This is a genomic window from Sulfurimonas sp. HSL-3221 (genome assembly GCF_021044585.1).
GTDB classification, from domain to species: Bacteria; Campylobacterota; Campylobacteria; order Campylobacterales; family Sulfurimonadaceae; genus Thiomicrolovo; species Thiomicrolovo sulfuroxydans.
The window spans coordinates 849,539-875,639 of sequence record NZ_CP087998.1; the positions used below are offsets into that span (position 1 = coordinate 849,539).

The window sequence follows — 26,101 nt, forward strand, 5'->3', positions numbered from 1 at the left end:
CTATGCTTGTTAGATACTTGGATGGTTGAAGTCATATTCCGTCCACCACTTGATGTTGTAGATCTCTTCATTTTGAGCAAGCACTTTGCTAAGGGCTTTTTGTATAGTCTCAACCTCTTGTGCAGTTGGAATTTTTTTGAAAAGGAATTTTCTAACGTACGGCTTTCTTGGTTCGATGAAGCAGAGAAAGCCATCGACGTACTCCTCACAATGGCCGCAGCCAATCCAAATTGGGAATGCATCATTGCATATTGGAATCGTCCATCCCCAGTCCTCACTGAAAGGAGCCCTGACTTGAATACCTTCCTGCTTTAGCTGTTCGAACAATACAGTTGCAAGTTCTTTCACCGAAGAAACGAGACTGGAACGAAACTCTACGTGTGTTTCCATGCTATTGGCACCCAACCATTAATCAGCTTACATTTCAGAGTACTATAGAACATTATTGGTTAGAAAAACCTGGTAAATAATAACAATATACAATATATTAAACCTTTTGGAGTGCTATTGGTAAAAATAACTGTAGAGCAATGATCGTGATCTGGGGATAGATTGACTACGTGTAGGTCTACCAGCAGCGTTCGATATTAAGGAGAAAGTCATGATTGTAAAGGAGTTAATATAAGAGAGCATCAAAAGCCCGCAGGACTTTTGAAATAGGAGAAAAGTTACGACGGCAGCGCGTCCTTAGAGCCGTTCGGGATTTTGTCTACAGCGCTTTTCGCAGCTGTGACGCTTTCGTGGTGCGCTTCGACCTCGACACTTTTGCGGAACATGGAGTGCGTAAGGACGATGACGTTGAAGACGGGGGTGATGTAGGCGGCGAAGGGGACCAGCGAGAGCAGGTAGAGTCCCAGGGTCGTCATTCTTATTTTCCCACCGTGGAAGGCCATGATCAGCTTGAAACGCTCCTTCGTCGTCGTTTCCGAGGCGACGTCGAGCAGGTAGAGCTTGTGGAACAGGTAGTAAAAGGGGAGGTTGAAGGCGACGAGGTTCAGCATCGGTACGAAATAGAAGGGCGTGAGCACCAAAAAGAGCAGCAGCATAATGACGACGTGCTTCAGCGAGGCGAGGAGGATGCCCGCGATGGAGCCGTGGTGTTCCAGCGGCAGGTAGCTGTAGTGACGCGCGTGGATCTCCCGCACGATGTAAGGCGTCAGAAAGCCGATGATGGCAAGGGCGACGAACATGGCGAGGATGAACGTCGCGATGCCGCCGACGGTAAAGACGATGAAACTGACCAGCCAGGAGGTGACGGTGTGCTCCATCAAGAAGCGCAAAATAGCCGAGCCGCCTTCAACCGTTGTCGTCTCGCTCTGCGTCTCCAGCACGCCGTTCTGTTGCGTCTGCTGGTGCTGTTCGACCTGCAGGGTGCTCTGTTCAAGGGCGTCCAGGCCGGCGCTCGCCGCGCCGAAGAAGAGGACGTACATCACGAGCACAGTCCCGAAAAAGGGGATGAGGGCAAACTGGAGCATCCGCTTCGTAAAAAAGTCGCGGATGCTTACCGACCAGAGCGTTTCGTTCACATGTGTTCCTTGATCAGGGAGATGATCTCGCCAAAGCTGCTCTGCGGTACCTCTCCCTCATAGAGATAGAGGACGTTGCCGCTTTTGTCCGTAATGATGATGTCGGAGTTGTCATCGGCGACCTTCCAGGCGGAGACCCCTTTCTTGTGCATATCTTTGACGTAGATCGTATCCGGGAACTTCTCCTGCTTCGCTTTGAGCGATTTGGCGATGGCGAAATTCGGCAGCCAGGTCGCCTCCATGTTGATGATGGCGACGGAGGCGAAACGGCTGCGGTCGAAGTCCTCGGCCTTCAAGGCGTCGGAGAAGGGGTTGTTGAGGTCTTTCTCGTCCGGGTCGACGTAGAAGATGACGTGGACTTTCTCTTTGAGCTCGTCGCTGTTCCAAGGCGTGCCGTCGACTTTGCCGCCGTCGTCGCCCTGCAGAGCAAGCGCCGGAAGGGGCTGGCCGGTTTGCAGGGCCATCAGGCTGAGCGTGAGCGCGAAAAGGGAGAGGAGAAGTTTCATAGGGGTCCTTTGCGAGATTTATAAGATTCTAGCATGGAAAGGCTTGGGATCAAATGCCTATATTCAGACCTTGCTCCAGAGCTTTTCGTTGAGCTTCAGCTCCTCGACGATCCCGATGGAGGAACGCAGGGTACGGATGTAGCCCATGGCCTGATCGATGGAGAGGAGGGATTGGAAGACCGTCGGTTCGAAGAGATCCTTGTCGTAGTCGACGGCGATCATGATCTTCTCGCCGTTAAAGGAGACGTAGACCTTGCTGCCCGTATCCTTCTTCAGTTTGAGCAGCCGCTGCATCATCGTATGCGTGAGAATGTAGCGCGCTTCGATCTGGTCGGTGCCGTAGACGACGAAGGCTTTCTCAAAGGCGGGGTCGTCCATCTTGACGAGCTGGTCCTTGGTGAAGTTGCGCGACTGCAGCATCCCCCCGATAAAAGAGCCGAAAAGGTTCTCGGCCAGGTCGGGGAGGATGAGGGTGCGCCCTTTGAAGTGTTTGTTGAAGTCCGCGACAATGAAGAGCCCCTGGAAGATCGTGGACCAGTGCTCCCGCCCTTTGGAGTCGCGGCTGCGGTGCTCGGCATGGATGTCGGAGAACTGCAGCGAGACGCCGTCGAGGGTACCGCGCACGAGGTCGTTGCCACGGAAACGGTCGATGCGCTGCTCGAAGAGGTGGGAGAACTGAAAGAGCGACTGGGGGATGGCCGCGTCCGGGGCGTAATGCAGCTCCTTTTCGATCGCTTCGATCAGAGGCCGGATGATCTTCTCTTTGAACCCGCTGCGGTAGCCGCTGATGAGCCAACGGAAACCGAAGCCACCGATGGCGGTCGCCCCGACGCCGACCCAGATGAACGATTCGTTAAAGCAGTGGCAGCTGTTGTAGATAAAGCCGATGATGAGCAGGGAGAGCGCTCCGAGGATGCCAAAGAGGGTCAGGACCTTCTTGCGGACCGCGTTGCGCTTCTGCTCCAGCTCTTGCAGGGAGTCATAAAGCTCCGTATAGTAGAAATCAGTGAGTTCCGATGCACTTTTCATTAGGGATTACTGTTTGAAAAGGGCTCCGACATCGACGTTCTTGCGTTCATCCTCGGTGATCTCGAAGACCTGTTTTCGGCGATAATTCATCATGTTGGCGAGAATGTTCGTCGGGATCATCTCAATGGCGTTGTTGTAGTCCGTCACGGCCTGGTTGTAGGCACGGCGGGCGGCGGAGATCTGGGCTTCGACTTCTGAGAGGGTGCGCTGCAGGTGCATGATGTTTGTGTTGGCCTTGAGATCGGGGTAGCTCTCCACCGCGACCATGATGCTGCCCAGCGCGGAGGTGATCTGTTTGTCCAGGGCGATCTTCTGTTCGTCGGAAATCCCTGGTTTCATCGCCTGAGAGCGCAGTTCGGTGACCTTCTCCAAAATCCCCCGCTCGTGCTGCATGTACTGCTGCACGGAGCTGACAAGGTTCGGGATGAGGTTGTAGCGTTTCTTCAGCACGGCATCGATCCCGGCAAAAATGTTGTCGACCTGGTTCTTTTTGGCAACAAGGCTGTTGTACATCAATACGATGATGACGATGACGACGGCGAGGATGATGAGTGCGGTCATGGCGGTACTCCGATGGAAATAATATCGTTTATTGTACTGAAAATCGGGCGGGAATCCGCCATAGCGTCGGGATAAGTAAAACACAACGCGTCTGCCGCTACAATAAACAAAAAGGGGGAGATGATGCAGAGCAGACTATACGCGATCCGGGGCAGGGTGCAAGGCGTTTGGTACCGTGCGACCATCCAGCAGCTTGCCCAAGAGGCGGGAGTGAGCGGCTATATCCGTAATTGCAGCGACGGCAGTGTCGAAGCGGCCGTCAGCTGCCCGAACGATGACTGTTTCGACCAGTTCGAACGGCTGCTTTGGGAGGGATCGCCGCTCAGCGTGGTCGACAACGTCTCTTATGACATCATCGAAGAGCTGTTCGAAGGAGGATTCGAACAGCGCTAGGAGCGGGATGTCTTGGCGGCATGCAGGCCTGCCAGGTAGCCGCTTCCCCAGGCAAAGTGGAAGTTGAACCCCCCGCGGTGCCCGGTAATGTCGATGACCTCCCCGGCAAAATAGAGCCCCTCCGCCTTGCGCGATGCCATTGTCTTGGGGTCGATCTCGTCCGTGGCGACACCGCCGCCGGCGACTTCGGCATGCTGGTAGCCGTGGGTGCCGCTGACCGTAAACGGCCACTGTTTGATGATATAGGCGATCTTCTTGGCCGTTTTGGTGTTGAGCTCACTGCAGCGCTGCTCCGCAGAGAGTTTTTGGGCCTGAAGCAGGGGGCGGATCAGTTTGCGCGGCAGCAGCCCGCCCAGCAGGTCGGCAAGGGTGTCGTCGGGGATCAACTTTGCCATCTGTTCGAGCTGCGCCGCCAGTGACTGCGCGGTAAAGCGGGGGAGCAGGTCTACTCTCAGCGTGACGTATTCAAAATCGCGCAGGGCCCTGGAGGCGGCGTGGGAGAGGTCGAGGACGGCGAAGCCTGAGACGCCGTAACGGGTAAAGAGCAGGTCGCCTTCCTCCTCCCGGAGGGGCTGGTTGTCAACGAGCAGCGTCACCCGTGCCGTCGTCTTGGTCCCGGCCATCTTCTCCAGCCTCGAAGACTCCAGGTGCAGCCCCACCAGGGAGGGGAAGGGGGGAACGATGCGGTGGCCGAAATGCTCGGCCATGGTCATGCCGCTTTCGTTGCCGCCCAGTTGCGGCGCGGCGGGGGAGCCTGTCGCGATGATCAGGCGTTCATATCCGCGTGTCTCCTCCAAAACTGACAGGACAAATAGCTTACCCTCTTTTTCGATGCGGGTGACGGCGACATTGTTTTCAAACCGCACACCCCGGTGCTGCGCCGCCCGGATCAGTGCGGACTGTACGGTACGGGCTTCCTGGCTCATGGGGTAGCATTTGCCATCCTCTTTGACCTCCAGCAGCAGCCCGATACGTTTGCAGAAACGTTCGAACGCGGCGAAGTTCATCGTCTCCAGTGCCGTTGCCGCGAAGGCGGGGGCTTCCCCCTCATAATCTTTGATGCCGGTCGCGCGGTTGATGATGTTGCAGCGGCCGTTCCCCGAGGCGAGGATTTTTTTGCCGGGTTCGCCGTTCTGCTCGTAAACCGTGACCTCTGCACCCTGTTCCGCCGCCGTAATGGCCGCCATAAGTCCCGCGGCGCCGCCGCCGATAATTGCGATCGTACTCATAAAGGGATTGTAGTGGCTATCGGGTTAGTTTCGGGTTAGATAGGCGATGAAAAGCTGTTGAGTGGTCTGATAGATTTGGTTTAGGTGAGTTTTGAGAAAAAAGAAGCGCGGTTATACTGCACGTGCAGCGGAGGAAATACTTTCGGAGTGTGGGCATTACGCCGAGTAAAACTTGCGCGCCCTGAGCAGGGCGAAGAAGTCCCCGTGGGGGATTAGCGTAGCCAAAGGGGCTTAGCTCCTTTGGCGTATGGTTAAACGGTCTGGATTAATTCCAGCCGTCTTTGACGATCTGAGTCGATTTGTTATACGGATACTTCTCGACCAGTTCTTTGACAGAAAGTTTCTGATCGCCGCTTCTCATGAAGTGAGCGAGGGTGACAGAAGCCCAGTAGTCGTCAGCATACGCGGTGCCTTCGAGCTGAACCGGTACACCTTTCTTGTTGACCGTGTGACATGCGGAACATGTAACCGGGCCTGCATATTCGCCGTCCGGGCTGTACTGCAGCGCCTGCTCATGCGTCGTAATGTCAACCGTGCGGTTCGGTCCGTCGTAGCGTGTAGAGTAGAGGCCGTGTGTGGACTCGTGACACGTTTGACAAGCCAGGTCGCCGTGTGCTTTAGAGTAGCGGAACAGAGACAGTTTGTTGTTCTGGTCGATCGGGAAGTACTGACCGCCTTCACTTTCAACAAACGGAGCGATGTGACAGTCTGCACAGTGCGGTTCGCCCGCTGCCAGCCACCAGTCGTTACCGCCGGATGCCGCTGCATACGGTACCGCGCCGCCAGTCGGGTGGTTCCACGGTTTCAGGTCAAGACCGTCTTTCGCGACGTTTTTGACGAGGACAGCAGATTCATGGTCTGTATAGTACTTCATAACTTCGTTGTCGCCGGTTGTTTTCGGGTCTGCGATCGCTACGAATCTCTTCATGTCGCCGCCTGCAACTGCACTGACGATCTCTTTGAGAGATTTGTTACGGATGGATTTACCTTCAAGGGTCTGAACCGTTTTGAGGTCATCCAGTGCCTGCATTTTCTGCGCGACTTTCGTGTGACAGTTCGTACAGTACAGACCGCGCATTTTGGAAACACGCTCACCGTTCTCATCTTTGTGTGCGACTTCGTTGAGCTGGAATTTACCGTATTCGTTCAGGAAGAACGGCGGTTTGGCATCCGGGTTGGAGTGCGCGTCACGGCGGACATAACAACCACCACCGCTTGTACGGACATCGCCTTCAGAGAAACGGCCTTCACCGTAGCGGTCAGCAACACGGTACGGGTTCGTATCGTCGTTCATGCTCGGGTTCTGGAAGTGTGTCGGGTGACAGGACTGACATGCTTGTGAACGGCCAGCTGCATCCGGCATCGGAACCATAGAGAGGTGGAAACCGTGGATTGCTTCTGTGAGCGTTTTAGCCTTGACAGTCTTGTAGCCTGTTGCACCCGGACGCGGTTCCTCGAGGTTACCGGAAACGTTGTCACCGTGACAGTCGGCACAGTTGACTTCACCGGTCTGACCCAGACGGTTGGAAGAGGCTTTGTCGTTGTAGTACTTCAGGAATGATGTACCGTGGTGTGCGTCGTGCAGTGAGAGAATGTTGATGGATGCTTCACTGAGGCGAGCCATGTATTCACTCTCATCCGGGTATGTTTTCCAGTAAGCGTATTCGCGGTCGCTGGCATTGAGGCCTTCGTCGCGTGCCATCTGGGCAGCTTTACCCTGGCGGGAGTGACATGCATAACAGTTCGGGATATCAACCGGGTTGGTACCGAAATACTCGATAATCTGACCGTTTTCATCCATAAGCGGGCGACCGTTCTGGTCATGAACCTGAACCGCAGACTTCTGGAACGGCTGGAAATCTTTTTCGGTAACGGAACGGATCGTCCCTCTGCGTGTAGAGTCGTTGAACGCCGTCAGCGGCAGACCCAGTGCATCCCACAGGTGTGATGCCGTCAGAACGAGCGGAATGTTCTGGACCGGCGGAACCAGTGTGTTCGTGAAGACGACGTTGCTACCGTCTTTACCGGAATACTCGAGGTAACCGCCGGCGATGTGTTTGCCGGACGGACCGGAATCGATAGGTACTTTAATGTCTTTACCGACAAAGAGGCGGTCTTTCGCCGTAGCACCTTTAGGAATCGTACCTTCAAGATCTTTATAGATAAAGAGGTGCTTCCAGACGTAGTTGGCCACGTTGTCGCCCGGGTCGTCCATACGGCCGTTGCCGTCGACGTCTTTCGCGACAGACCAGTACTTCATCTTGTTGCCTTCACTATAAGAGTTGTCTTTCGTATAGTAATAGAGCTTGACTTTGTCATCCGGTGTGAGCAGTTTCGGCAGTGCGCCGTTGGTACCGGATTTTACAGCCTGGGACTGGATTGAGTTATAAGGCGGAATGACACAGCAGTAGCTCATCTCAAAACCGACACAGTGCATACCCAACTCATAGTTGACGAACGCATTGATATCGTTTTTCGGATTGTAAGCTTTTACTTTCTTTCCACCGATTTTCATTTCAGTCGGCTTGAGCAAGGTCATACTAAACGGCGGATTCTTGTCATAGTCTTTGACAGAAGCCGATGTCGTACTTGACAGTGCAGCCAGGGTGAGCGCTGCTGCCGTTAAAACAGAAACGCCACGAAGTTTTCGATTCATCATGTACTCCTCAGTGATAGAAATCCCGTTAGTTTTGCATTTGTTTTTTTAATCTATCTTTAAAGGGAAAAAACTTAAAAGGGACTGTGATGAACGTGTGATAAAAATAAGAAAATACTATATTTACTGCTTATGGTTCCGTTACGAAAAAATAATACGTGATGATAAGGTGATAATTATTGCCTATTTTTAAATACGTATTTTTAAAAGATATTGAGGAGTTTTGTTAAAAAAAAGTAAAGGTTGGCGCCTCAGCGCCCGGGAAAAAGAAGGGAACCGAGGCGAACTATTGTGGATCCGCAGGCGATCGCCAGTTCGAAATCGCCGCTCATTCCCATGGAGCAGATCTCTGCCCCTTTGAGCCCGTCAAAGATCTTGCGGGTCGTCTCAAAGCTCTGTTTGATATGGTCGTTGTTTTCGGTATGGGCCCCGATGCTCATGACACCGCGCAGGTCGATGCGCGGACAGCTCTCCGCGATCTGCGCGTAGACGTCGCCTGCTTCTTCGGGCATGACGCCGGACTTCGTCTCCTCTTTGGCGCTGTTGATCTGCAGGAGGCACTCCATCGTTTTGCCTTTGGCCTCCAGACGCTTGTCGAGGGCCTGGGCTAGTTCGAGGGAGTGGAGCGACTGCATCAAGAAAGGGTCCAGGTCGATCAGCTGGTTGATCTTGTTCTTCTGAAGGCTCCCGATAAAGTGCCACTCGAGCGGAAGGTCGTCGAGCACATCCATCTTCAACTTCATGTCCTGGACCTTGTTCTCGCCGAAGGCGCGCTGACCGATCTCGTAAAGGGATTTGACCGCCTCGGTATCGACGTACTTGCTGACGGCGACCACTTTGACGATGTGGTGCTCGCTGACGAGGATGCGTGCCCGTTCGATCCGTTCGACGATCTTGTCGATGTAAATTTTATACTCTGTCTGTGTCATTGCATCAACCTGTTGATATCGTTATAGAGTCCGAGGCTCATCAGCCCGAGCAAAATCCCCCAGCCCGCGATGGTGAGCTTCATCAGTACCGCCTCGCTCGGGGCGCGCCGCATCACCATCTCGTAGAGGTTGAACATGATATGGCCGCCGTCGAGGGCGGGAATCGGCAGCAGGTTCAGGACGCCGAGGTTGACCGAGATAAGCGCCGCGAAGAAAAAGACGGCCATCCAGCCGCTCTCGCTGGCGTCGGCGGTGATCTTGACGATGGTGACGACGCCGCCGAGCTCGGAGGTCGGCACGGCTCCGGTAATGAGCTTCTCCAGGCTGATAAAGATCAGCTTGGAGGCCTGCCAGGTCTCCGCCGCAGCGTAGCCGAGCGCCCCGGCGAGTCCCAGATCCAGTGCATGGGTCTCCCCGGCGGAACCGATACCGACCATGGGGCGGTAGACGGTCTCGCGGAACATGTTCTGCGTTTCGGTCATCTTCGGCGTTACGGCAACCTCTTCGACCATGCCGTCGCGTTCGATCTGCAGGTAAAGCGTCTTCTCGGCCTGCTTGACGGTGTCGGACATTTCATCCCACGTCGTGACGGCTTTGCCATCGATGGCGAGGATGCGGTCTCCCTCTTTGAGGCCCGCTTCTGCTGCAGGGGAGGCTTCGACGATGCTGCCGATGACCGGGGAGAGGACCTGAGGTCCGCCGAGGGCGATCAGGAAATAAAGCACGTAGGCCAGCACAAAGTTGGCCGCCGGGCCGGCGAGCAGGATCGCGATGCGCTGCAGGGGCGATTTGCTGTTGTAGCTGTCGGGGTCGGGGCTCGTTTTGGTGGGGTCGCTGTCGTCCTGGCCCTTCATGCGGACATAGCCACCCAGGGGGATCGCCGCGATGCGCCATTCGGTACTGAAGGCGCGGAAGCTGGCCAGTTTGCGGCCGAAGCCGATACTGAAGACCTCGACATAGACCCCCAGAAGGCGGGCGACGGCAAAGTGCCCGAGCTCATGGAAGAAGATCAGCGCCGAGAGGACGAGGAGGGAGACTAACCAGCTCATGCCGCGTGGTGCCTTGCGTAGGTGCGGGCGAAGCCGACGACGTACTCGGCCCCGGAGTAGACGGTGAGGACGACGGCGATCCAGAGCAGGATCTCCCCGCCGGGCCAGTGCATCAACAGGAATCCGACGGCGAACATCTGCGCAACCGTTTTGACCTTGCCGGCCCAAGAGGCGGCGATGTCGATCCCTTCCGTAATGGAGACGGTCCGCAACCCGGTAATGAAGAGCTCGCGTACGATGATGATATAGATGGCCCACGGTGAGGCGGCATCGGTCATCATCAGCCCAAGGAAGGCGGCGAGAATGAGCATCTTGTCCGCCAGGGGGTCGAGGATCTTGCCCGTCATCGTGATCTGGTCGAGTTCGCGTGCGATGTAACCGTCAAAGAAGTCGGTGGCGCTGGCGAGCACGAAGAGCAGGGCGGCGAAGTAGTAGTTCCAGCTGATGTCGATCCCCTGCACAGTGAAGAACTGTGGGTTCAGGATGATCCAGAACATCAGCGGCGCGATGATGATGCGCGACAGTGCCAAAGAGTTGGGCAGGTTAAACAAGGTTTTGTCCTTCTAGGCGCGGTAAAACTGCGCGCGGGCCCGCTGCCGAAGCGAACCCAGTGTTAACGTAGATAAAGGGACTTGGTTCCTTTGTCGTGTACATCATTTAAAAGTGGTACCCCCGTCGACGACGATCGTTTGGCCGGTGATCCAGCTCGCCTCTTCCGTACAGAGGAAGTAGACGGCGCCGGCGATATCTTCGGGCTGTCCCATGCGGCCGATCGCGGAGCGTCTGACCGTTTCGGCCTTGACCTCTTCGTAGTTGGTGAAGGCTTTGAGGGCGTCGGTGTCAATCGGACCGCCGGAGACGGCGTTGACACGGATATTCATCTCGCCCAGCTCCACGGCAGCGTAGCGGCTCATCGCTTCGACGGCCGCTTTGTTCGTACCGTGGCCGGCATAGTTCTCGATGTAGACGAGATTCCCGGTACTGGACATTGTGACGACGGCGCCGCCGCCGACCTTTTCCATCCGCTTCGCCGCTTCCTGGGTCCCCATGACGAAGGCGTTGACCGTCGCGGTGTAGATGTTGTTCAGGCCGCGGGGCTTGAGGCGCATGAACTTGCCGTAGCCGCCGACGACGGGGCGGCCGTAGATCATCGCGTTGGAGACGAAGAAGTCGATCCGGTCGAAATCTTCGTCGATCTTGGTGAAGAGGGGTTTGAACTCGTCGGGTTCGAGGATGTTCAGGGCGTAGGCGCGTGCTTTGATGCCGTAGGCAGCTTCCCAGGAGGCCGCGAGCTCGTTCGCGACGGCCTCGTTGCTGTTATACGTAAAGGCGATATCGACACCGTTGGCGGCGAACTTTTCGGCGATCGCTTTGCCGATCCCCTTGGTTGCTCCGGTGATGACCAGTGTTTTGCCCTTCATTTCTGACATTTAGTTGACTCCTACAATAGTATAGTTTTTCATGACGGCTTCGATGCGCTTCATGTTCTCCGCGGACGGCGGGACAAGGGGGAGGCGGTACTCGAGGGTGTCGATAAGGCCCGCAATATACATGGCCGCCTTGATCGGGATGGGGTTGGCCTCGCAGAAGAGGACCTTGTTGATCGGCAGCAGCTGCTCATTAAGCGCGCGTGCCGTGGCGAAGTCGCCTTCGAGTGCGCTTTTGACCAGGGCGCTCTTCATATCGGGAAGCAGGTTCGCCGTGACCGAAGTGATCCCCGCGCCGCCGGCGGCAAGGATGGGGTAGTCGATGGCGTCGTCGCCGCTGAAGACTTTGAGCTCCGGGCAGCGCGAAAGCAGCTCGACGGTGCGCTCCAGGCTTCCGGTCGCCTCTTTGATGCCGAAGATGTTCGGCAGGTCGTTGAAGAGGCGCACAACCGTATCGGCGGAGATGTCGGACATCGTGCGTCCCGGGACGTTGTAGAGCATGAACGGCAGTTCCGGCACGGCTTCGGCGATCGCCTTGTAGTGCTGGTAGAGCCCCTCCTGGGAGGGTTTGTTGTAGTAGGGCGCGACGGAGAAGATCGCGTCGACGCCGCAGTCGCGGGCACGGATGGCCGTGGTGATGGCTTCGGCCGTTGCGTTGCTGCCGGCACCGGCAAGGACTTTGGTCTGTGTGCCTTTGCACACTTCGACGGCGATCTCCATGCAGCGGATATCTTCGTCCGCCGTCAGGGTCGCGCTCTCGCCGGTCGTACCGACCGGGCAGACCACATCGATCCCGTTGTCGATCTGGCGCTGGATCAGCGCCGCGTAGGTCTGTTCGTCGAGTTTGCCGTTTTTGAACGGGGTGATCAGCGCGGTGGAGGAACCGGTGATAATGCTCATTGCTCTGCCTTTCTCAAAATAATGGTCGTGGAGTGTTTGTCGTCAAAATAGGTCTGCGCCGTCTTCTGGATCTGCTCGGCCGTGAGTGCGGCGATGTTCTCCTCGTAGGTCTCCAGCGGCTTCAGGTCGCCGCGGGCGAGGTAGCCGCCGAAGAGGTCGGCGACGGAGCTGGCGCTCTCCAGAGAGAAGATGAAGTCGGCTCTGGTGTTGATCTTGACCTTTTCAAGTTCCGCCTTGGAGACGGGGTGGGCCTTGATCTGTTCGATCTGCTCGTGCAGCGCTGCTTCAACGCTCTCGGCTTTGACGCCCGGGTTGCAGGCCGCCATGAAGATAAAGACGCCCGGGTCGATGTTCTCCATGTTATAGGCATAGATCTGGTTGACCAGGCGTTTTTTGTCGACAAGCTCGCTGTAGAGCCGGCTGCTTTTGCCGGAGCTCAGCATCTCGGAGATGGCCGAGAGGGCCGGCTGGTCCGGGTGGCGGAAGTCGGGAATGTGGTAGACGATCGCGATCATCTCCACTTCGCTCTCTTTTTCGATGAAGACGCGTTTGGCGCCGTCCTGGACCGGTTCTTTTGCCAACACTTTGGGGATATCGCGGCTGTTCTTGACGGGACCGAAGTGGCTTTTTGCAAGGGTAAAGACGGTCTCGGGCTCAATATCGCCGGTGACGATCAAAATCGCGTTCTGCGGCTGGTAATAGGTCGCATGGAAGTTGCGGATATCGTCGATGGTCCAGGTCTGGATGTCGTTCATGAAGCCGATCGGCGTCCAGTGGTAGGGGTGGTAGAGATAGGCGTTGTTGAACAGACGGAAATAGAGGTAGCCCAGTGGGTTGTTGTCGGTGCGCCAGCGGCGCTCTTCGGCAACGACATCGCGTTCGGGCTGGAACTCCTCGTCTTTGAGGCTGAGGTTGGCCATCAGCTCCGCGAAGAGGGAGATGGATTTTTCCGCATTCCCCGCGGAGCTTTTGATGAAGTAGTGGGTGTAGTCGAACCCGGTGGAGGCGTTGTTGACGCCGCCGACGCTCTTGACCTCTTCATCGAACTGGCCCGCTTTGAGGTGTTCGGAAGATTTGAAGTTCATGTGTTCGAGCATGTGCGCGATGCCGCTCTTGCCCATCACTTCGTTGCGGCTTCCCACTTTGTAAAAGACATCGGTCGAGATGACGCCGGTGCCGTTGTGCATCGGGATGACGACGACCTGCATCCCGTTCTCCAGTGTCTGCGTTTCATAAGACGGCAGCGAATTTGCCATAAGCGTTCCTAAGGTGAAAAATAGTGCGATAACCGTTCTGATCATCGTCTGTCGGCTCCAATGGCCTCGGTGATGCTGCTGTAGCCGTCGCGCTTCAGCAGGTCGGCGAGCCCACGGTTGATGTCACCGATGAGCTCCGGCCCCTTGAAGATCAGCGCCGAATAGACCTGCACCAGGGAAGCCCCCGCTTTGATGCGGCGGTAGGCTTCCTCGGCGCTGTCGATCCCTCCGACGGAAATGAGCACCGTTTTACCGAAGAGTTCCTTCGCCACGGCTTCGAAAATGGCGAAACTCTTCTCCTTTAAGACTTTGCCCGAGAGGCCGCCGATGCTTTTGGGCTGGGCCACGAGGGAGTAGTCGATGGTCGTATTGGTCGCGATGATCCCGTCGGCACCCTTCTCGACGGCCAGGGTCGTCAGCGCTACCGCCTGTTCGGGGGTTATGTCCGGGGCGATTTTGAGCAGGATCGGTTTGTCGGTGATCGTCTTCGCCTCGGCGAAGAGCTCGGCGATGAACGTCTCGTTCTGCAGGTCGCGTAGGCCGGGGGTGTTCGGCGACGAGATATTGATGACGAGGTAATCGCCCAGATCATGCAGGCCGCGGATAAGCTGCGTGTAGTCGCTGATGGCGTTCTGCTCCTCCGTCGTTTTGTTCTTGCCGATGTTGACGCCGATGGGGGTCGTGAAGGGGTAGCGCGCTTTCAGGCGCTGCTGCACTTTGTACATCCCGTCGTTGTTGAAGCCCATGGCGTTCTGGATCGTCTCTTCGTCGACGTGGCGGAACATCCGCGGTTTCGGATTGCCCGGCTGCGGCTGGGGCGTGACGGTGCCGATCTCGGTGTAGCCGAAACCGAGGGCCTGGATGCCGCGGATCATCGTTGCGTTTTTATCAAAGCCCGCTCCCAGACCGACGGGGTTGGGGAAGGTACGCCCGAAGAGCTCCTGGTTCAGGATCGGGTCGGCGACGAAGTGCTTTTCCTGCCAGCGGTTGAAGAGCGACGGACAGGCGTTGGCCGTGCGCAGCAGGGTCGCTACGACGTGGTGGGCCGTCTCCGGCTGGAGTTTGAAAAGCCACGGTTTGAGGGATTCGTATGCGATCATCACGTACCTGTTTTTGGCAGGATTATACTTAATAATGATTTACGGTCAGTTAAAGAAGGAAGGTTTGGGCCAGGAACAAGAAGATGAAAAAGCCGAAAACATCGGTGGTCGTCGTCAGGAAAATGGAGGAGGCGACGGCCGGATCGATCCCCAGCCGGTGCAGGCCCAGGGGGATGAGGGTGCCGGCCGTCCCGGCGACGAGGAGGTTCAAAAGCAGCGCGCCGGCGACGATGGCCCCCAGGCGGACATCGCCGAACCAGAGTGAGACAATCAGGGCCGCGACGACGGCAATGGAGAGGCCGTTGGCGAGCACGATCAGCGCTTCGCGTTTTACCGCGGCGGAGACGCCGTCGTATTCAATCTCCCCCAGGGCGATTTTGCGGATCGTGACGGTGAGCGCCTGCATCCCGGCATTGCCACCGAGGGCGGCGATGATGGGCAGCAGGGCCGCCAGGGCGATATAGGAGGCTATTGTCGCGTCAAAAAGGTTGATGACGGCGGAGGCCGCCAGGATGGCGACGAGATTAAAAAGGAGCCAGATGAGCCGCTGGTGCGCCGCGCGGGAGACCGAGCTCTCCTCGGCTTCGTCGTCGACCCCGGCCAGACCGTAGGCCTGGTCCGTTTCGATCTGGCGGATCATGTCGTAGATGTCGTCGTAGACGATCCGGCCGATCAGTTTGCCTTCGCTGTTGACGACGGCGATGATATTGAGGTCATACTCCTCGAAGAGGCGGACGACATCCGCAATCGGCGAGGCGGGACGGATCGAGAGGGGGGCTTTGCGGTCGCCGCGCTGCAGGATCTCTTCGATGGTCGTCGTGTCGTCGAAAAGGATCAGGTCGGTGAAGTGGAGCGTGCCGAGCAGCAGCCCTTCGTCATCGGTGACAAAGAGTTTGATGATCGGCGCGGCGGGTTCGTTCTGGCGGAAAAGTCGGATCAGGGTCTTCACGTCGGCGACCGTGTCATCGGGGTGGGCGGCAAGGAACTCGCGCTCCATATAGGCTCCGGCCTGGTCCTCTTCGAATTTGGAGAGCTCCAGGACCTCCCGCCGCTCCTCGTGGGCCATCAGCGAGAGGATCTTCTCCGCCAGAGTGGCATCGGCTTGCCGGATATCCTGAATGAGGTCGGTCGCCTCGTCACTTTCGATCGCCTCGGCGGCCCGGGCCAGCCGGTGCGGGGGGAGGCGTTCCGCGGCGGCGGCGAATGCGTCGGCAGGGAGCTCGAGCAGCACCTCGCCCAGGTGCTGATGGGTGAGTTTGCTCAGATTTGAAAAGAAAAGCCCAACATCGTAGCCGCGCAGTTTGACGAGGCTTTTGGCGGTATCGGTGGGGTTGAACCGTTCATGCCCCCCGGCAATGGCGTGGATGCGGTCGACATGCTTTTTGATCTTCGGCTTCATAAGTTATATCGTAGCAATCCATCCTGAAAAAAGGGTGATATGCCTGGGTGTCTGGGAGATGTTCTGTCGTGGGGGGTGGAGGTGTGGAGCCTTCGCAGCAGCGCGGCGTCTTTGGAGGCGCTGGTCTGTGCGGGTGTTTCGGTTACCCGAAAAGTTTTTTCATGGTCGCAAAAAAGATTTTGAAGAGCCCTTTGTTACCGACAAGGTCGTTGATGAATTCGTCGTAGCTTTTCCCTTTCTCTTCGAGGAAACCGCGCAGGTATTTTTCCGAACCTTCGACACCGCTCTCGTTCTCGATCTCGACCAGTTTTTTGTAGATCGGCTCAATGGCTTTGATGACATTGTCAGGTGCCGCTTTACGATAGGCGGTGTAATTGACGATCTCATTGGTGATCTTGTCCGTTTTCGGCTCAAAGTCGGTGATAACCCAGTAGTGGCGTCCGTCTTTGGCACGGTTTTTAACAACGGCCAAAATGTTATGCTTGTTTTTGATACGTTCCCACATCATTTTGAAGATGACTTTCGGCATATCCGGATGACGAATCATATTGTGTGGATGGCCGATGAGCTCGCTCTCTTTGTAACCGGAGATTTCGACGAAGTAGTCGTTCCCGTACTCGATGATCCCTTTAGGATCCGTCTTGCTCACAATATATTTTTTCGGGTCGAGATCAATACGATCTTTAACAGAACCTGACATCAAATAACCTTTTTGATAATTTGTACCGTTATTTACGGTTACTGAACTAGTTTAACAATCGTTAAATAAATTCAACGTTAAGCTACTATAATTGTTTCTAATCTGAGACACTAGGTAAAAGTGAGATTTTAATATGAAAAAAAATGATGCATTGCAGATCGTTGCCCAGGCGAAAAAACTCCAAAACGGCGAAATGCAAAAAGTGATGTTGATGGTCAAGAAAATCCCGCTGGACGGGGATGCGGTAGCGACGAGCTACCTGGAGTGCGGGGTCGACAAAACACTGCGCGAGGACGAAGAGGGGCTCAAAAAGCTGTTGGGGGCGTCGCTGGTCGAAGAGATCGAGGCATTGCACAAGCAGTGGCACGATGAGTACTATAAGATCTATGAGCTCTATCAGAAAGAGAAGGGGCTGGTCTCAAAGCTTTTCGGCGGCCAGCCGAAGCTCAGCGAACTGGACCAGGAGAAGGCGAACAGTTACAGCAGCGATCTTAAAGAGCTGACGCGGAAGATCATCCACAAACTCGAAGCGGCGGAAGGGCGGCTTAAGCTGCTGCGCGGCTGAGAACGGCAGCATCCGTGGGGAGAGGGGTTACTCCGCCTTTTCCCAGAAGGTTCCCTGCGGTGTGTCCATCAGCTGGATCCCCAGGGCGCTGATCTCGTCGCGGATCGTGTCGGAACGCTCGAAGTCCTTCGCCTGTTTTGCCGCATTGCGCGCTGTGATCAGTCCTTCAATGGTTGCTTTCGTCTCCTCGTCGATCCCGTGCTGGAAATATTCATAGGGGTTCATTGTCCCGAAACCGAGGAGCGCCTCGACGTAGGCGAGGTCGGCGAGGATACGGCGTTTGAGCCCTTTGTCCTTCGGATCGGCGTCGAGCCCCTCGTTGGCCGCGGCCATCATTTCATCGAGCAATGCCAGGGCTTTGGAGATGTTGAGATCGTCCCCCAGCGCTTCGAGCAGCGCAGCCTGGAAGGGCGTTTTTTCCTCGAGCACTTTCATACCAAAGAGACGCTTTTTCAGACGGTAGAGGCGATCAAGCCGTTTTTTCGAGGCCAGCAGGTCCTCCTCGTTGAAGTTGAAGTCACTGCGGTAGTGGGTGCCGAGGAGAAAGAAGCGCAGCACTTCGCCGCTATAGGCCTTTAGGGCATCCTTGATGAAGAAGCTGTTGCCGAGGCTCTTGCTCATCTTCTCCCCGTCGATCGTCACGAAACCGTTGTGCATCCAGTAGCGTGCCAGTTCGTGCCCCGTGGCGCAGCGGGTCTGTGCCGCCTCGTTCTCGTGGTGGGGGAAGAGCAGGTCGGCCCCGCCGCCATGGATGTCGATAGCGTATTCCATGTGGGTGCTGAGGTGTTTTTCGATCATCGCCGAACACTCGGTGTGCCACCCCGGCCGCCCCTTGCCGAAGGGCGAATCAAAGGCGACGGCGTCGTCCTTCACCCCTTTCCAAAGCGCGAAGTCCGCGGCATGGCGCTTCTCGCCGAAGCTCTCGACGCGCTGCTGGGTGTCGGCTTCGTCCTGGCGGCGGTTGGAGATGCTCAGATAACCGCTGTCGCTCCCCGTATCGAAATAGACGTCGCCGTTGCTCGTCTGGTAGGCGTGGCCGGTGTCGAGCAGTTTCCCGATGAGCTCGAACATCGCCTCGAGGGATTCGGTTGCTTTGGGTTCCAGGGTGGGACGCTGCACCCCCAGCGCTGCCATGTCGCGGTGGTAGGCCTCGGTATAGGTGTCGGTCAGTTCCGTGATGGAGATACCCGCCTCGCGGGATTTGTTGATGATCTTGTCGTCGATGTCGGTGATGTTGCGGGCATAGGTGACTTCGAAGCCTTCGGCCTCAAGCACGCGGCGGAGCAGGTCGAAGACGAGGGCGCTCTTGGCGTGGCCCAGGTGGGCGTCGTCGTAGACGGTCGGGCCGCAGACATAAAGCGACACCTTGCCCGGGATCAACGGTTCGAAGAGGCGTTTGGTCTTGGTGACACTGTCAAATATATGCATGCAGGAGCTCCTTGAACACGAGGACGGCTGCGGTGAAAAGCGTAAGGGAAAGCGCCCACCACAGCCCTTTTTTTGGGCGAATTATAGCAGATACGTGGGCCCGTCCCACGGCCCGCAGCGTGGCGGCGAGGGCGACGCTGCCGCCGAGCGACGAGGCAAGCGCCAGTCCCGCCCCGCCGAGGGGGGCGATCAGGGCCAGGGAGAGCACGACGTTCGTTCCCAGGCTCCAGGTCGCGATCTTCGCCGCCTCGCTCTGCCGGCGCTGGGCATAGAGCCAGAGTGAAAAGAGCTTGCCAAGTCCGAAGGGGATGAGGCCGACGAGGTACATCTGCAGGATCAGCGCCGTCGCGCTCGTATCGTCCGCTGCAAAAGCCCCGCGTTCGAAGAGCAGTTGGGTGATCTCGGCGGCCAGTACGATGCCGCCGACGGCGGCGAAGCTGAGCAGGTAGAGCAGGAACCAGAAGGCCCGCTCGAGCATGGCGCGGGCTTGCACCTCGTTGTCATGCTTGAGGTGACGGGAGATCTTGGGGAAGAGGGCAATAGAGGTGGCGATGGCAAAGAGTGCCAGCGGCAGCTGGAAGACGCGGTTGGCGTAGTAGAGGTAGCTGATGACCCCGGCACTGAGGAAACTGGCGAGCCAGGTGTCGAGGAACGCCGCGACCTGCGCGGTGGAGTTCCCCCATACGGCGGGGAAGAACTCCCGGGTGAAACGGCGCGTCTCCTCCCTTATTTTCGCGGCTTTGCGGCCGTAGTAGCGGATACCGCCGGTGAGGAGGCGGTGGAGGCCCAGGCCTCGGATGGCGAGCAGGTGGACGAAGAGCTGTGCAAAGCCGCCGAGGACGACCCCGTAGCTGAGGTAGAGCACCACGGTCTCATCGCTGCCACCGCGGGCCAGCAGCAGCGCTATGATCAGGGCGATGTTGAGCAGTCCCGTCGCAAAGGCCGTCGTTGCGAAATGGTTTTTATACTGCAAGAAGGTGCTCAGGAAGGTGACGGCGAAGATCAGCGGCAGGTAGAAGAAGTTGATGGCGACGTAGGGGGCGGCCATCTGCACCGTATCTGCATCGAAGCCCAGGGCGATCACCTTGGCCGCGAGGGCGGGGAAGAGGTTGACCGCGAGGGTCATAAGCAAAATGATCCCCAGGAAGACGAGGAAAATATGGACCGAAAAGACGGCTTTGTGTTTCGAACGGGTGAAGGCGGGGAGGAAGGACTGGGTAAACGCCCCCTCCGCAAAGACGCGCCTAAAGAGGTTGGGGAGCTTGAAAGCGATAAAGAAGATGTCGCTGTAAATGTTCGCCCCCAGCACCGAAGCGGTCAGCAGATCGCGTGCAAAACCGAGGATGCGTGAAAAGAGGATGCCGAAGCTGTTGGTGAATATGGCTTTAAACATCGGCTTTCCCGTTGCCGGTCGTAGCGTTTGTTGTATTGGTCATCGGTAGAGCTCCCTTATTAAGGAGGGATTCTAGCACAGGGGAACTCAAAATCATCCTCAGGTATGGGGCGCCAAGCTGTTATCAATCTATCACATTAAACAAATTAACACAGATTTAACACTATTTTCTTAACATGCACTTCGATTTTGATATTAGGAGATGTTTGTGAATGTTATTTTAAGAAAGTGTCTACTGCTGCTGGGGTTCCTGCTCACCCTTGCACAGGCGGAAGACAGCTATTTTACGTCCTATCACTTTATGGGTTCGGGCAACTGTATGCGCTGCCACAACGGTATGACGGACAGCTACGGCAACGATATGTCGATCGAGACGGCGTGGTCTTCAACGATGATGGCCAACGCCTCCAAAGACCCGATGTGGCGGGCGAAAGTGCGAACCGAGATCAACCGCAACCCGCACCTGGAGGGGGTGATCAACGACAAATGTACACGCTGCCACGCCCCGATGGCGAACGTCGAGGCCCACACGTCCGGCGACGCGGTAGAAATCTTCGGCAGCGGTTTCCTCAACCCGAACAACGCGCACCATGACGAGGCCCTGAACGGGGTGAGCTGTACGCTCTGCCACCAGATCAAAGAGAGCGGCAATCTCGGAACGCTCTCGGGAATGTCCGGCGGCTATGAGATCGACGACAGCCGCAGCATCTACGGGCAATACGGCGACGTCTTTGCCGGACCGATGATGAACAACCTCAACTATACGATTCGACAGAGTGATCACATCAGCGCTTCGAAAATGTGCGCGAGCTGCCATAACCTGAAAACGCCTTATGTCGACGAGAACGGTAATGTCCTCAGCACAACGCCCGAGAGCGGGTTTCCCGAGCAGATGCCCTACAGCGAATGGGAACACAGCGGTTACGCCCAGAGCAAAAGCTGCCAGGATTGCCACATGAAGCGGGTCGACGGCGTGCGTATCTCGATGCGCCCGAACTGGGCGAATACGCCGCGCGACGGCTTCGCGCAGCATATGTTCGTCGGCGGCAACGTGCTGCTGCTGGACATTCTGAAAAACAACAAAAGCGCGCTGGAAGTGACGGCGAACAACTTCGATACGACGATTGCCAAGGCGGACGAAATGCTCAAAAGCGCCGCATCCATCGAACGGCTTCAGTCATCACTGCAGCAGGGGACGCTGGAAGTGGCGCTCAAGATCAGCAGCACGACGGGGCATAAGCTCCCGACGAGCTTCCCCTCCCGCCGGGCGTTTGTCCACTTCAAAGTGATCGACGCCGGGGGGAGTGTCGTCTTCGAATCGGGACGTGCAAACGCCGACGGCAGCATCGAGGGCGCGGACGCCGACGGAGACGCCTCGGCGTATGAGCCCCATTACGACGTCATCTCCTCGGCCGACCAGGTACAGATCTACGAGACGATCATGGCAAACAACCTCGGTGACGTGACCTATACGCTGCTGCGCGGCATGGCGTACAAAAAAGACAACCGTATCCTGCCCGCGGGCTTTGACAAGGCGACGGCGTCCGACGATATCCGCGTGCATGGCAACGCCGAAAACGACACCGATTTCATCGGCGGGAGCGACACGATCTCCTACCGCGTCAGCGGACTGCCGGAAGGCAGTTACCATGTAGAGGCGGAGCTGCTCTACCAGCCGGTCTCCTATGCCTTTGCCCAGGATATGTTCAGTGACAGCTCCGCGGAAGCGTCGGCATTCCGGTCGATGTACGATGCGTCGGCGATGAAAACAGCGCAGATCGCGGCGACAGCGTTCGAGGTAGGGGGGAGCGGCGGCGCGCCGTTGCCGGCCTGCAGCGACGGTGTCGACAACGACGGCGACGGCCTGACGGACCTGGCCGATCCGGGGTGTGCCGACAGCGCGGACGATGACGAGACCGACGCGGTCACACCGGCGACGCCCGAACCGCTCCCGGAGTGCAGCGACGGCATCGACAACGACGGTGACGGCAAAACCGACCTGCAGGACCCCAGCTGTTCGGATGCCTCCGACAACGACGAAACCTACCCGCTTAAACGCCGCGGCGGAAAATAGACGCAGGCTTCCTCTGCGGTGCCGTGCGTTCCGGGCGGTCGCGGGGGCGCTTTGGGCCCCTTCCTCTTTTACACAACTTTAACCCCCTTTGCATTACAATAACAACCAAATTGGCTGCAGGAGCGGGGATGATCGTCGGGATTGAAGGCGCGGTAGAACACAAAGAACCAACAGTGGTGCACCTGAACGTCTCAGGGCTGATCTACGAGGTTTTCATTTCGCTTCAGACCTACGGCGCCATCCGCGAACCCCGGGTCAAACTCCACACCTCCCACATTATCCGCGAAGACGCCCAGCTGCTGTTCGGTTTTTTTGAGAAGGGCGAAAAGGTGCTTTTCGAACGCCTGATCAAAATCAACGGTGTCGGCCCCAAGGTCGCCCAGGCGATCTGTTCGACCTTTACGGCCGCGCAGTTCGGGCAGGTGATCGCGGCCAACGATATCGCCCAGCTCAAGCGCGTACCGGGCATCGGTCCCAAGAGTGCGGGACGGATCCTCGTCGAGCTGGCGGGCTTCGACATCGAACTGACCGCCGGACACGCGGCCGTCACGGCCGCCTCCGGCGAAGCGGCCCAGGCCCTGGAATCCCTGGGCTTCAAAAAAGAGGAAGTGGCCAAAGCCCTGGCCAAATGCGAAAGCACCGAGACCTCCGCCCTGGTCAAAGAGGCGCTCAAACTACTTCAGAAACTGTAAGGATCACCTTGAAATTAGCGATTGTATTCGGCGGCGCGAGTTACGAACACGAGATCAGCATCGTCAGCGCCATCACCGTGATGGAGAAGCTTTCCGGCTATGAATTGACGTTCGTTTTCTGCGACCAGGACCACACCTTTTACCTGATCGACCGCGGCAATATGAAGGCGAAGTATTTTGCTTCCGGCGACTATAAAAAGGCTCCGGTACTGACCCTGACCAAAGGGGCGTTCGTACAAAAACGCCGCCTGGGTTCCACCGAGCATGCGATGCCGGTGCTGAACCTGATCCACGGCGCCGACGGCGAGGACGGAACGGTCGCGTCGCTGCTGTCGTTCTTCGATATTCCCTTCATCGGCCCGCGCACGGATGCATCGGTGCTCAGCTTCGACAAGCGCATGACCAAGTGGTTCGCCGCGGGACGCGGTGTCAAAACGGTGGCATACGAAGAGCTGCACGCCGCGGCGGAGCACAAGGTGTCGACGTCCATGCCCTGCATCGTCAAGCCTTCACGCCTGGGCAGCTCCATCGGGGTCAGCGTCGTCAAAAACGCCGCGGAACTCGATTATGCCCTCGACGTCGCCTTTGAGTTCGATGACAGCGTCATCGTCGAGCCCTTCATCGCCGGGGTCAAAGAGTATAACCTGGCCGGCTACCGTGGGGCGGAGGGGATCGTCTACTCCATCATCGAAGAGCCGCAGAAAAACGAGTTCCTCGATTTCGACAAGAAGTACCTCGACTTTGCCCGCAGCGGGGAGGTCGGCGGCGCCGCGATCGACGACGTGCTGGCTGTCAAGCTCAAACTGGCCTTCGCCTCCATTTACGACGGGCTCTTCGAAGGGGCGCTGATCCGCTGCGATTTCTTCGTCATTGACGGCGAGGTCTATCTCAACGAGATCAACCCCATCCCGGGGTCGATGGCGAACTATCTTTTCGCGGATTTCCCCGCGGCCGTCGCTGATCTGCTCTCGAACCTGCCGCGTGCGCGCCGCCCGCAGGTGGATTACAAATACATTCACTCCATCAATGCAGCCAAAGGAAAATAGTGGCCATCAAGACCCTCCAATACGCCCAGCAGACTTTCTCGATCAGTTACGAGATCGTCAATCCCGGGGCGAAGCACACCATCGTTTTCCTGCACGGCTGGGGTTCGAACAAGGAGCTGATGAAGCAGGCGTTCGGCCGGACGCTCGATACCTTCCGGCATGTCTACATCGACCTGCCGGGATTCGGCAATTCGACGGCGCCGATTGCACTGGACAGTGAAGGCTACGCCGATATCATGGAACTTTTCCTGGCGCAGATCAATGCCAACGACAAGGAGGTGATCGTCGGGCACTCCTTCGGCGGCAAGGTGGCGACCCTGCTGCGCCCCCGGCTGCTGGTGCTGCTCTCCTCCGCGGGGATCGTCTGGCCCAAGCCGCTGAAAGTGCGGGCGAAGATCGCCGCGTTCAAACTGCTCAAGAACCTGGGGTTGGCCCAGCTGCGCGCGCGTTTCGTCGCCGAGGACGCCAAGTCGCTGAACCGGGTGATGTACGAGACCTTCAAGCGCGTCGTCAACGAAGATTTTTCGGGCACCTTCCGCCACTTCGGCGGGCGGGCGCTGCTGTGCTGGGGGCGCGACGATACGGCGACGCCGATGAAGAGCGCGGAAAAGATCGACACCCTCATTGAGAACAGCCGCCTGGTCGCGATGGAGGGGGACCACTACTTCTTCCTGAAACAGCCCGAAGCGGTCGCGGCGGAGATCGCCGCCGAATTCACCCGGAGCGTCAAGTGACCCCGGCGATGGCACAGGCCGTGGCATTCGCGACCAACCTTGCGCTGGTCCTGACGCTCGGGTGGTATCTCATTCTTAATCTGCAGTGGTACAGCTACAAGCTCGAGCGCGTCGTGCTCAACCACCACAAACGCAGCTGGCACCTTCTCTACTTCGTCGTGCCGTTTCTCGCCTATTTCGTCCTCGGCGACCTTTTCCCGCTCTTTTTCCTGCTCTATTTCGGCGCGTTCGTCTGGTGGTACGTGCGCCTGGACAAGAAGCTGGTGCTGACCTGGCGGGTCAAGCGTTTCCTGATCCTGCTCGGTGCGCTGGCGCTGTTCGGCGATTTCCTCTGCCTTATCAAGAGCTGCGGCACCCTGCCGCTTTTCCTCCCGCTGCTGCTGGCGTGGCTGCTCTCCACGGGCATCGAGAAATTCCTCTTCCTCGCCTATAAAAAAGAGGCGAAGCGCAAACTCGCCCGCCTGGAGGGGCTGACCGTCGTCGCCGTGACGGGGAGCTACGGCAAAACGAGCATGAAGAACTTCATCGCCCAGCTGCTGGGGACGCAGTTTGAGGTCTACATGACGCCGCGCAGCGTCAATACCCTCGGCGGCATCATCAAAGATATCAATGAAGATTTGCCTGATACGGCCCGGGTCTATGTTTGCGAGGCAGGCGCCCGACGTCCCGGCGACATTCTGGAGATCGCCCAGCTCGTGGCGCCGCACTACGCCGTCGTCGGCAAGGTCGGGCCGCAGCACCTGGAGTATTTCGGTGACCTGGAGACGATCGTGCGTACCAAGCTGGAACTGATCCAGTCACCCCGCCTCAAACAGGCCCTCGTGCACTTTGAAGCGACGGAGGAACCCCATGAAAAGGTGCGTTTCTTCGGGACGGAGATCGGAAACATCGCCGCCGATCTCGACGGGACGTCGTTCGACCTGGCCCTTGATGACGCCCCCCTGCATCTGCACGCCCCGGTCCTCGGCGGCTTTAACGCCGTGAACATCGAGGCCGCCGTGCTGATCGCCCGGGAAATGGGGATGACGGACGATGCCATCATCAAGGGGGTCGAAGCCCTGCAGCCCGTCGAACACCGCCTGCAGCGCATCGACGCCGGTGGAAAGATCATCCTCGACGACGGCTACAACGGCAATATCGACGGGATGAAAGAGGGGATCCGCCTCTGTTCCATGCACCCGGGACGCAAAGTGATCGTCACTCCGGGGCTGGTGGAGAGTACGGAAGCCCTCAACCGCGAACTGATCGAGGCGATCAACGGGGTGTTCGACCTCGTCATTGTCACCGGAAAACTCAATGCTGCGCAGTTCAAGGCGCAGCTGGACGTTCCGGACGCCATTTACCTCGAGGAGAAGAGCACCCTGACCTCCGTGCTGGCCGAGAAGACCCGCCCCGGCGACATTATCTATTTCGCCAACGACGCCCCGAACTTTATCTAGGGGCGTCCGTCAGCGTAACCGACGGCAAATTATTTTGTAATATAATACGGGCACACCCACAAGTCCCAGC

General features: G+C 57.4%; 25 protein-coding genes. 7 read left to right on the top strand and 18 right to left on the bottom strand.

Annotated features, from left to right (window positions below):
• Positions 1-9: 9 nt before the first annotated feature.
• From LOH54_RS04315 to LOH54_RS04335, 5 genes are all read right to left on the bottom strand, one after another.
• Entirely contained in the window at positions 10-348 is a 339-nt protein-coding gene (locus LOH54_RS04315; protein WP_231020629.1) for a hypothetical protein, read from the bottom strand.
• A gap of 320 nt (positions 349-668) precedes the next feature.
• Entirely contained in the window at positions 669-1,526 is an 858-nt protein-coding gene (locus tag LOH54_RS04320; protein WP_231020635.1) for an EI24 domain-containing protein, read from the bottom strand.
• Entirely contained in the window at positions 1,523-2,032 is a 510-nt protein-coding gene (locus LOH54_RS04325) for a YtfJ family protein (protein ID WP_231020636.1), read from the bottom strand. Before LOH54_RS04325 ends, LOH54_RS04320 begins: the two co-directional genes overlap by 4 nt.
• A gap of 63 nt (positions 2,033-2,095) precedes the next feature.
• Positions 2,096-3,061 (bottom strand): DUF3137 domain-containing protein, encoded by a 966-nt coding sequence (locus LOH54_RS04330; RefSeq protein WP_231020638.1) that lies wholly within the window; start codon positions 3,059-3,061, stop codon positions 2,096-2,098.
• 6 nt (positions 3,062-3,067) lie between these two features.
• Complete coding sequence (locus tag LOH54_RS04335; RefSeq protein ID WP_231020640.1) at positions 3,068-3,622, bottom strand: LemA family protein; 555 nt, start codon at positions 3,620-3,622, stop codon at positions 3,068-3,070.
• A 123-nt stretch (positions 3,623-3,745) separates the two neighbouring features.
• Between LOH54_RS04335 and LOH54_RS04340 the strand changes: the two genes are divergently transcribed.
• On the top strand, positions 3,746-4,015 hold the full coding sequence (locus LOH54_RS04340) for an acylphosphatase (protein ID WP_231020642.1): 270 nt from the start codon (positions 3,746-3,748) through the stop codon (positions 4,013-4,015).
• On the opposite strand, the gene LOH54_RS04345 is transcribed toward LOH54_RS04340, so the two are convergent.
• From LOH54_RS04345 to LOH54_RS04395, 11 genes are all read right to left on the bottom strand, one after another.
• Entirely contained in the window at positions 4,012-5,244 is a 1,233-nt protein-coding gene (locus LOH54_RS04345) for a BaiN/RdsA family NAD(P)/FAD-dependent oxidoreductase (protein ID WP_231020644.1), read from the bottom strand. The genes LOH54_RS04340 and LOH54_RS04345 overlap by 4 nt on opposite strands.
• A gap of 265 nt (positions 5,245-5,509) precedes the next feature.
• A complete protein-coding gene (locus LOH54_RS04350; protein WP_231020646.1) occupies positions 5,510-7,900 on the bottom strand; it encodes a hypothetical protein in 2,391 nt (796 codons plus the stop codon).
• A gap of 251 nt (positions 7,901-8,151) precedes the next feature.
• Complete coding sequence (locus LOH54_RS04355; RefSeq protein WP_231020648.1) at positions 8,152-8,829, bottom strand: YggS family pyridoxal phosphate-dependent enzyme; 678 nt, start codon at positions 8,827-8,829, stop codon at positions 8,152-8,154.
• The gene (rseP, locus tag LOH54_RS04360; protein WP_231020660.1) at positions 8,826-9,878 is read right to left on the bottom strand and encodes an RIP metalloprotease RseP; all 1,053 of its coding nucleotides are present in this window, start codon (positions 9,876-9,878) and stop codon (positions 8,826-8,828) included. The genes LOH54_RS04355 and rseP overlap by 4 nt, the downstream gene beginning before the upstream one ends.
• Positions 9,875-10,429 carry a CDP-diacylglycerol--glycerol-3-phosphate 3-phosphatidyltransferase gene (gene pgsA / locus LOH54_RS04365; protein WP_231020662.1) on the bottom strand — a complete coding sequence of 185 codons (555 nt, stop codon included), beginning with the start codon at positions 10,427-10,429 and terminating at the stop codon, positions 9,875-9,877. Before pgsA ends, rseP begins: the two co-directional genes overlap by 4 nt.
• A gap of 102 nt (positions 10,430-10,531) precedes the next feature.
• Positions 10,532-11,308 carry an enoyl-ACP reductase gene (locus tag LOH54_RS04370; RefSeq protein WP_231020666.1) on the bottom strand — a complete coding sequence of 259 codons (777 nt, stop codon included), beginning with the start codon at positions 11,306-11,308 and terminating at the stop codon, positions 10,532-10,534.
• Positions 11,309-12,205, bottom strand: a complete 897-nt coding sequence (dapA, locus tag LOH54_RS04375) for a 4-hydroxy-tetrahydrodipicolinate synthase (RefSeq protein WP_231020668.1) — start codon at positions 12,203-12,205, stop codon at positions 11,309-11,311. It abuts the gene before it with no gap.
• Complete coding sequence (locus tag LOH54_RS04380) at positions 12,202-13,506, bottom strand: M16 family metallopeptidase (protein WP_438273282.1); 1,305 nt, start codon at positions 13,504-13,506, stop codon at positions 12,202-12,204. Before LOH54_RS04380 ends, dapA begins: the two co-directional genes overlap by 4 nt.
• Positions 13,503-14,561 (bottom strand): quinone-dependent dihydroorotate dehydrogenase, encoded by a 1,059-nt coding sequence (locus LOH54_RS04385; protein ID WP_231020672.1) that lies wholly within the window; start codon positions 14,559-14,561, stop codon positions 13,503-13,505. The genes LOH54_RS04380 and LOH54_RS04385 overlap by 4 nt, the downstream gene beginning before the upstream one ends.
• A gap of 49 nt (positions 14,562-14,610) precedes the next feature.
• Positions 14,611-15,960: a magnesium transporter gene (locus tag LOH54_RS04390; RefSeq protein ID WP_231020678.1), complete on the bottom strand. Its 1,350-nt coding sequence runs from the start codon at positions 15,958-15,960 to the stop codon at positions 14,611-14,613.
• Between the two features lie 142 nt (positions 15,961-16,102).
• On the bottom strand, positions 16,103-16,660 hold the full coding sequence (locus LOH54_RS04395; protein ID WP_231020680.1) for a PAS domain-containing protein: 558 nt from the start codon (positions 16,658-16,660) through the stop codon (positions 16,103-16,105).
• Between the two features lie 133 nt (positions 16,661-16,793).
• Between LOH54_RS04395 and LOH54_RS04400 the strand changes: the two genes are divergently transcribed.
• Positions 16,794-17,225 carry a hypothetical protein gene (locus tag LOH54_RS04400; RefSeq protein ID WP_231020681.1) on the top strand — a complete coding sequence of 144 codons (432 nt, stop codon included), beginning with the start codon at positions 16,794-16,796 and terminating at the stop codon, positions 17,223-17,225.
• A gap of 27 nt (positions 17,226-17,252) precedes the next feature.
• Here LOH54_RS04400 and cysS read toward each other — a convergent pair whose 3' ends face one another.
• A complete protein-coding gene (cysS, locus tag LOH54_RS04405; protein WP_231020683.1) occupies positions 17,253-18,653 on the bottom strand; it encodes a cysteine--tRNA ligase in 1,401 nt (466 codons plus the stop codon).
• Positions 18,640-20,046, bottom strand: coding sequence for a murein biosynthesis integral membrane protein MurJ (gene murJ, locus LOH54_RS04410; protein ID WP_231020685.1), 1,407 nt, complete (start codon positions 20,044-20,046; stop codon positions 18,640-18,642). Before murJ ends, cysS begins: the two co-directional genes overlap by 14 nt.
• A 208-nt stretch (positions 20,047-20,254) precedes the next feature.
• Between murJ and LOH54_RS04415 the strand changes: the two genes are divergently transcribed.
• From LOH54_RS04415 to LOH54_RS04435, 5 genes are all read left to right on the top strand, one after another.
• Positions 20,255-22,120, top strand: coding sequence for a multiheme c-type cytochrome (locus LOH54_RS04415; RefSeq protein WP_231020693.1), 1,866 nt, complete (start codon positions 20,255-20,257; stop codon positions 22,118-22,120).
• A 128-nt stretch (positions 22,121-22,248) separates the two neighbouring features.
• Complete coding sequence (ruvA, locus tag LOH54_RS04420; RefSeq protein WP_231020698.1) at positions 22,249-22,812, top strand: Holliday junction branch migration protein RuvA; 564 nt, start codon at positions 22,249-22,251, stop codon at positions 22,810-22,812.
• Between the two features lie 8 nt (positions 22,813-22,820).
• Positions 22,821-23,858 (top strand): D-alanine--D-alanine ligase, encoded by a 1,038-nt coding sequence (locus LOH54_RS04425; protein ID WP_231020700.1) that lies wholly within the window; start codon positions 22,821-22,823, stop codon positions 23,856-23,858.
• Positions 23,858-24,592 carry an EstV family lipase gene (estV, locus tag LOH54_RS04430; RefSeq protein WP_231020708.1) on the top strand — a complete coding sequence of 245 codons (735 nt, stop codon included), beginning with the start codon at positions 23,858-23,860 and terminating at the stop codon, positions 24,590-24,592. The genes LOH54_RS04425 and estV overlap by 1 nt, the downstream gene beginning before the upstream one ends.
• Complete coding sequence (locus tag LOH54_RS04435; protein WP_349636720.1) at positions 24,589-26,031, top strand: Mur ligase family protein; 1,443 nt, start codon at positions 24,589-24,591, stop codon at positions 26,029-26,031. Before estV ends, LOH54_RS04435 begins: the two co-directional genes overlap by 4 nt.
• Positions 26,032-26,101: the final 70 nt, after the last annotated feature.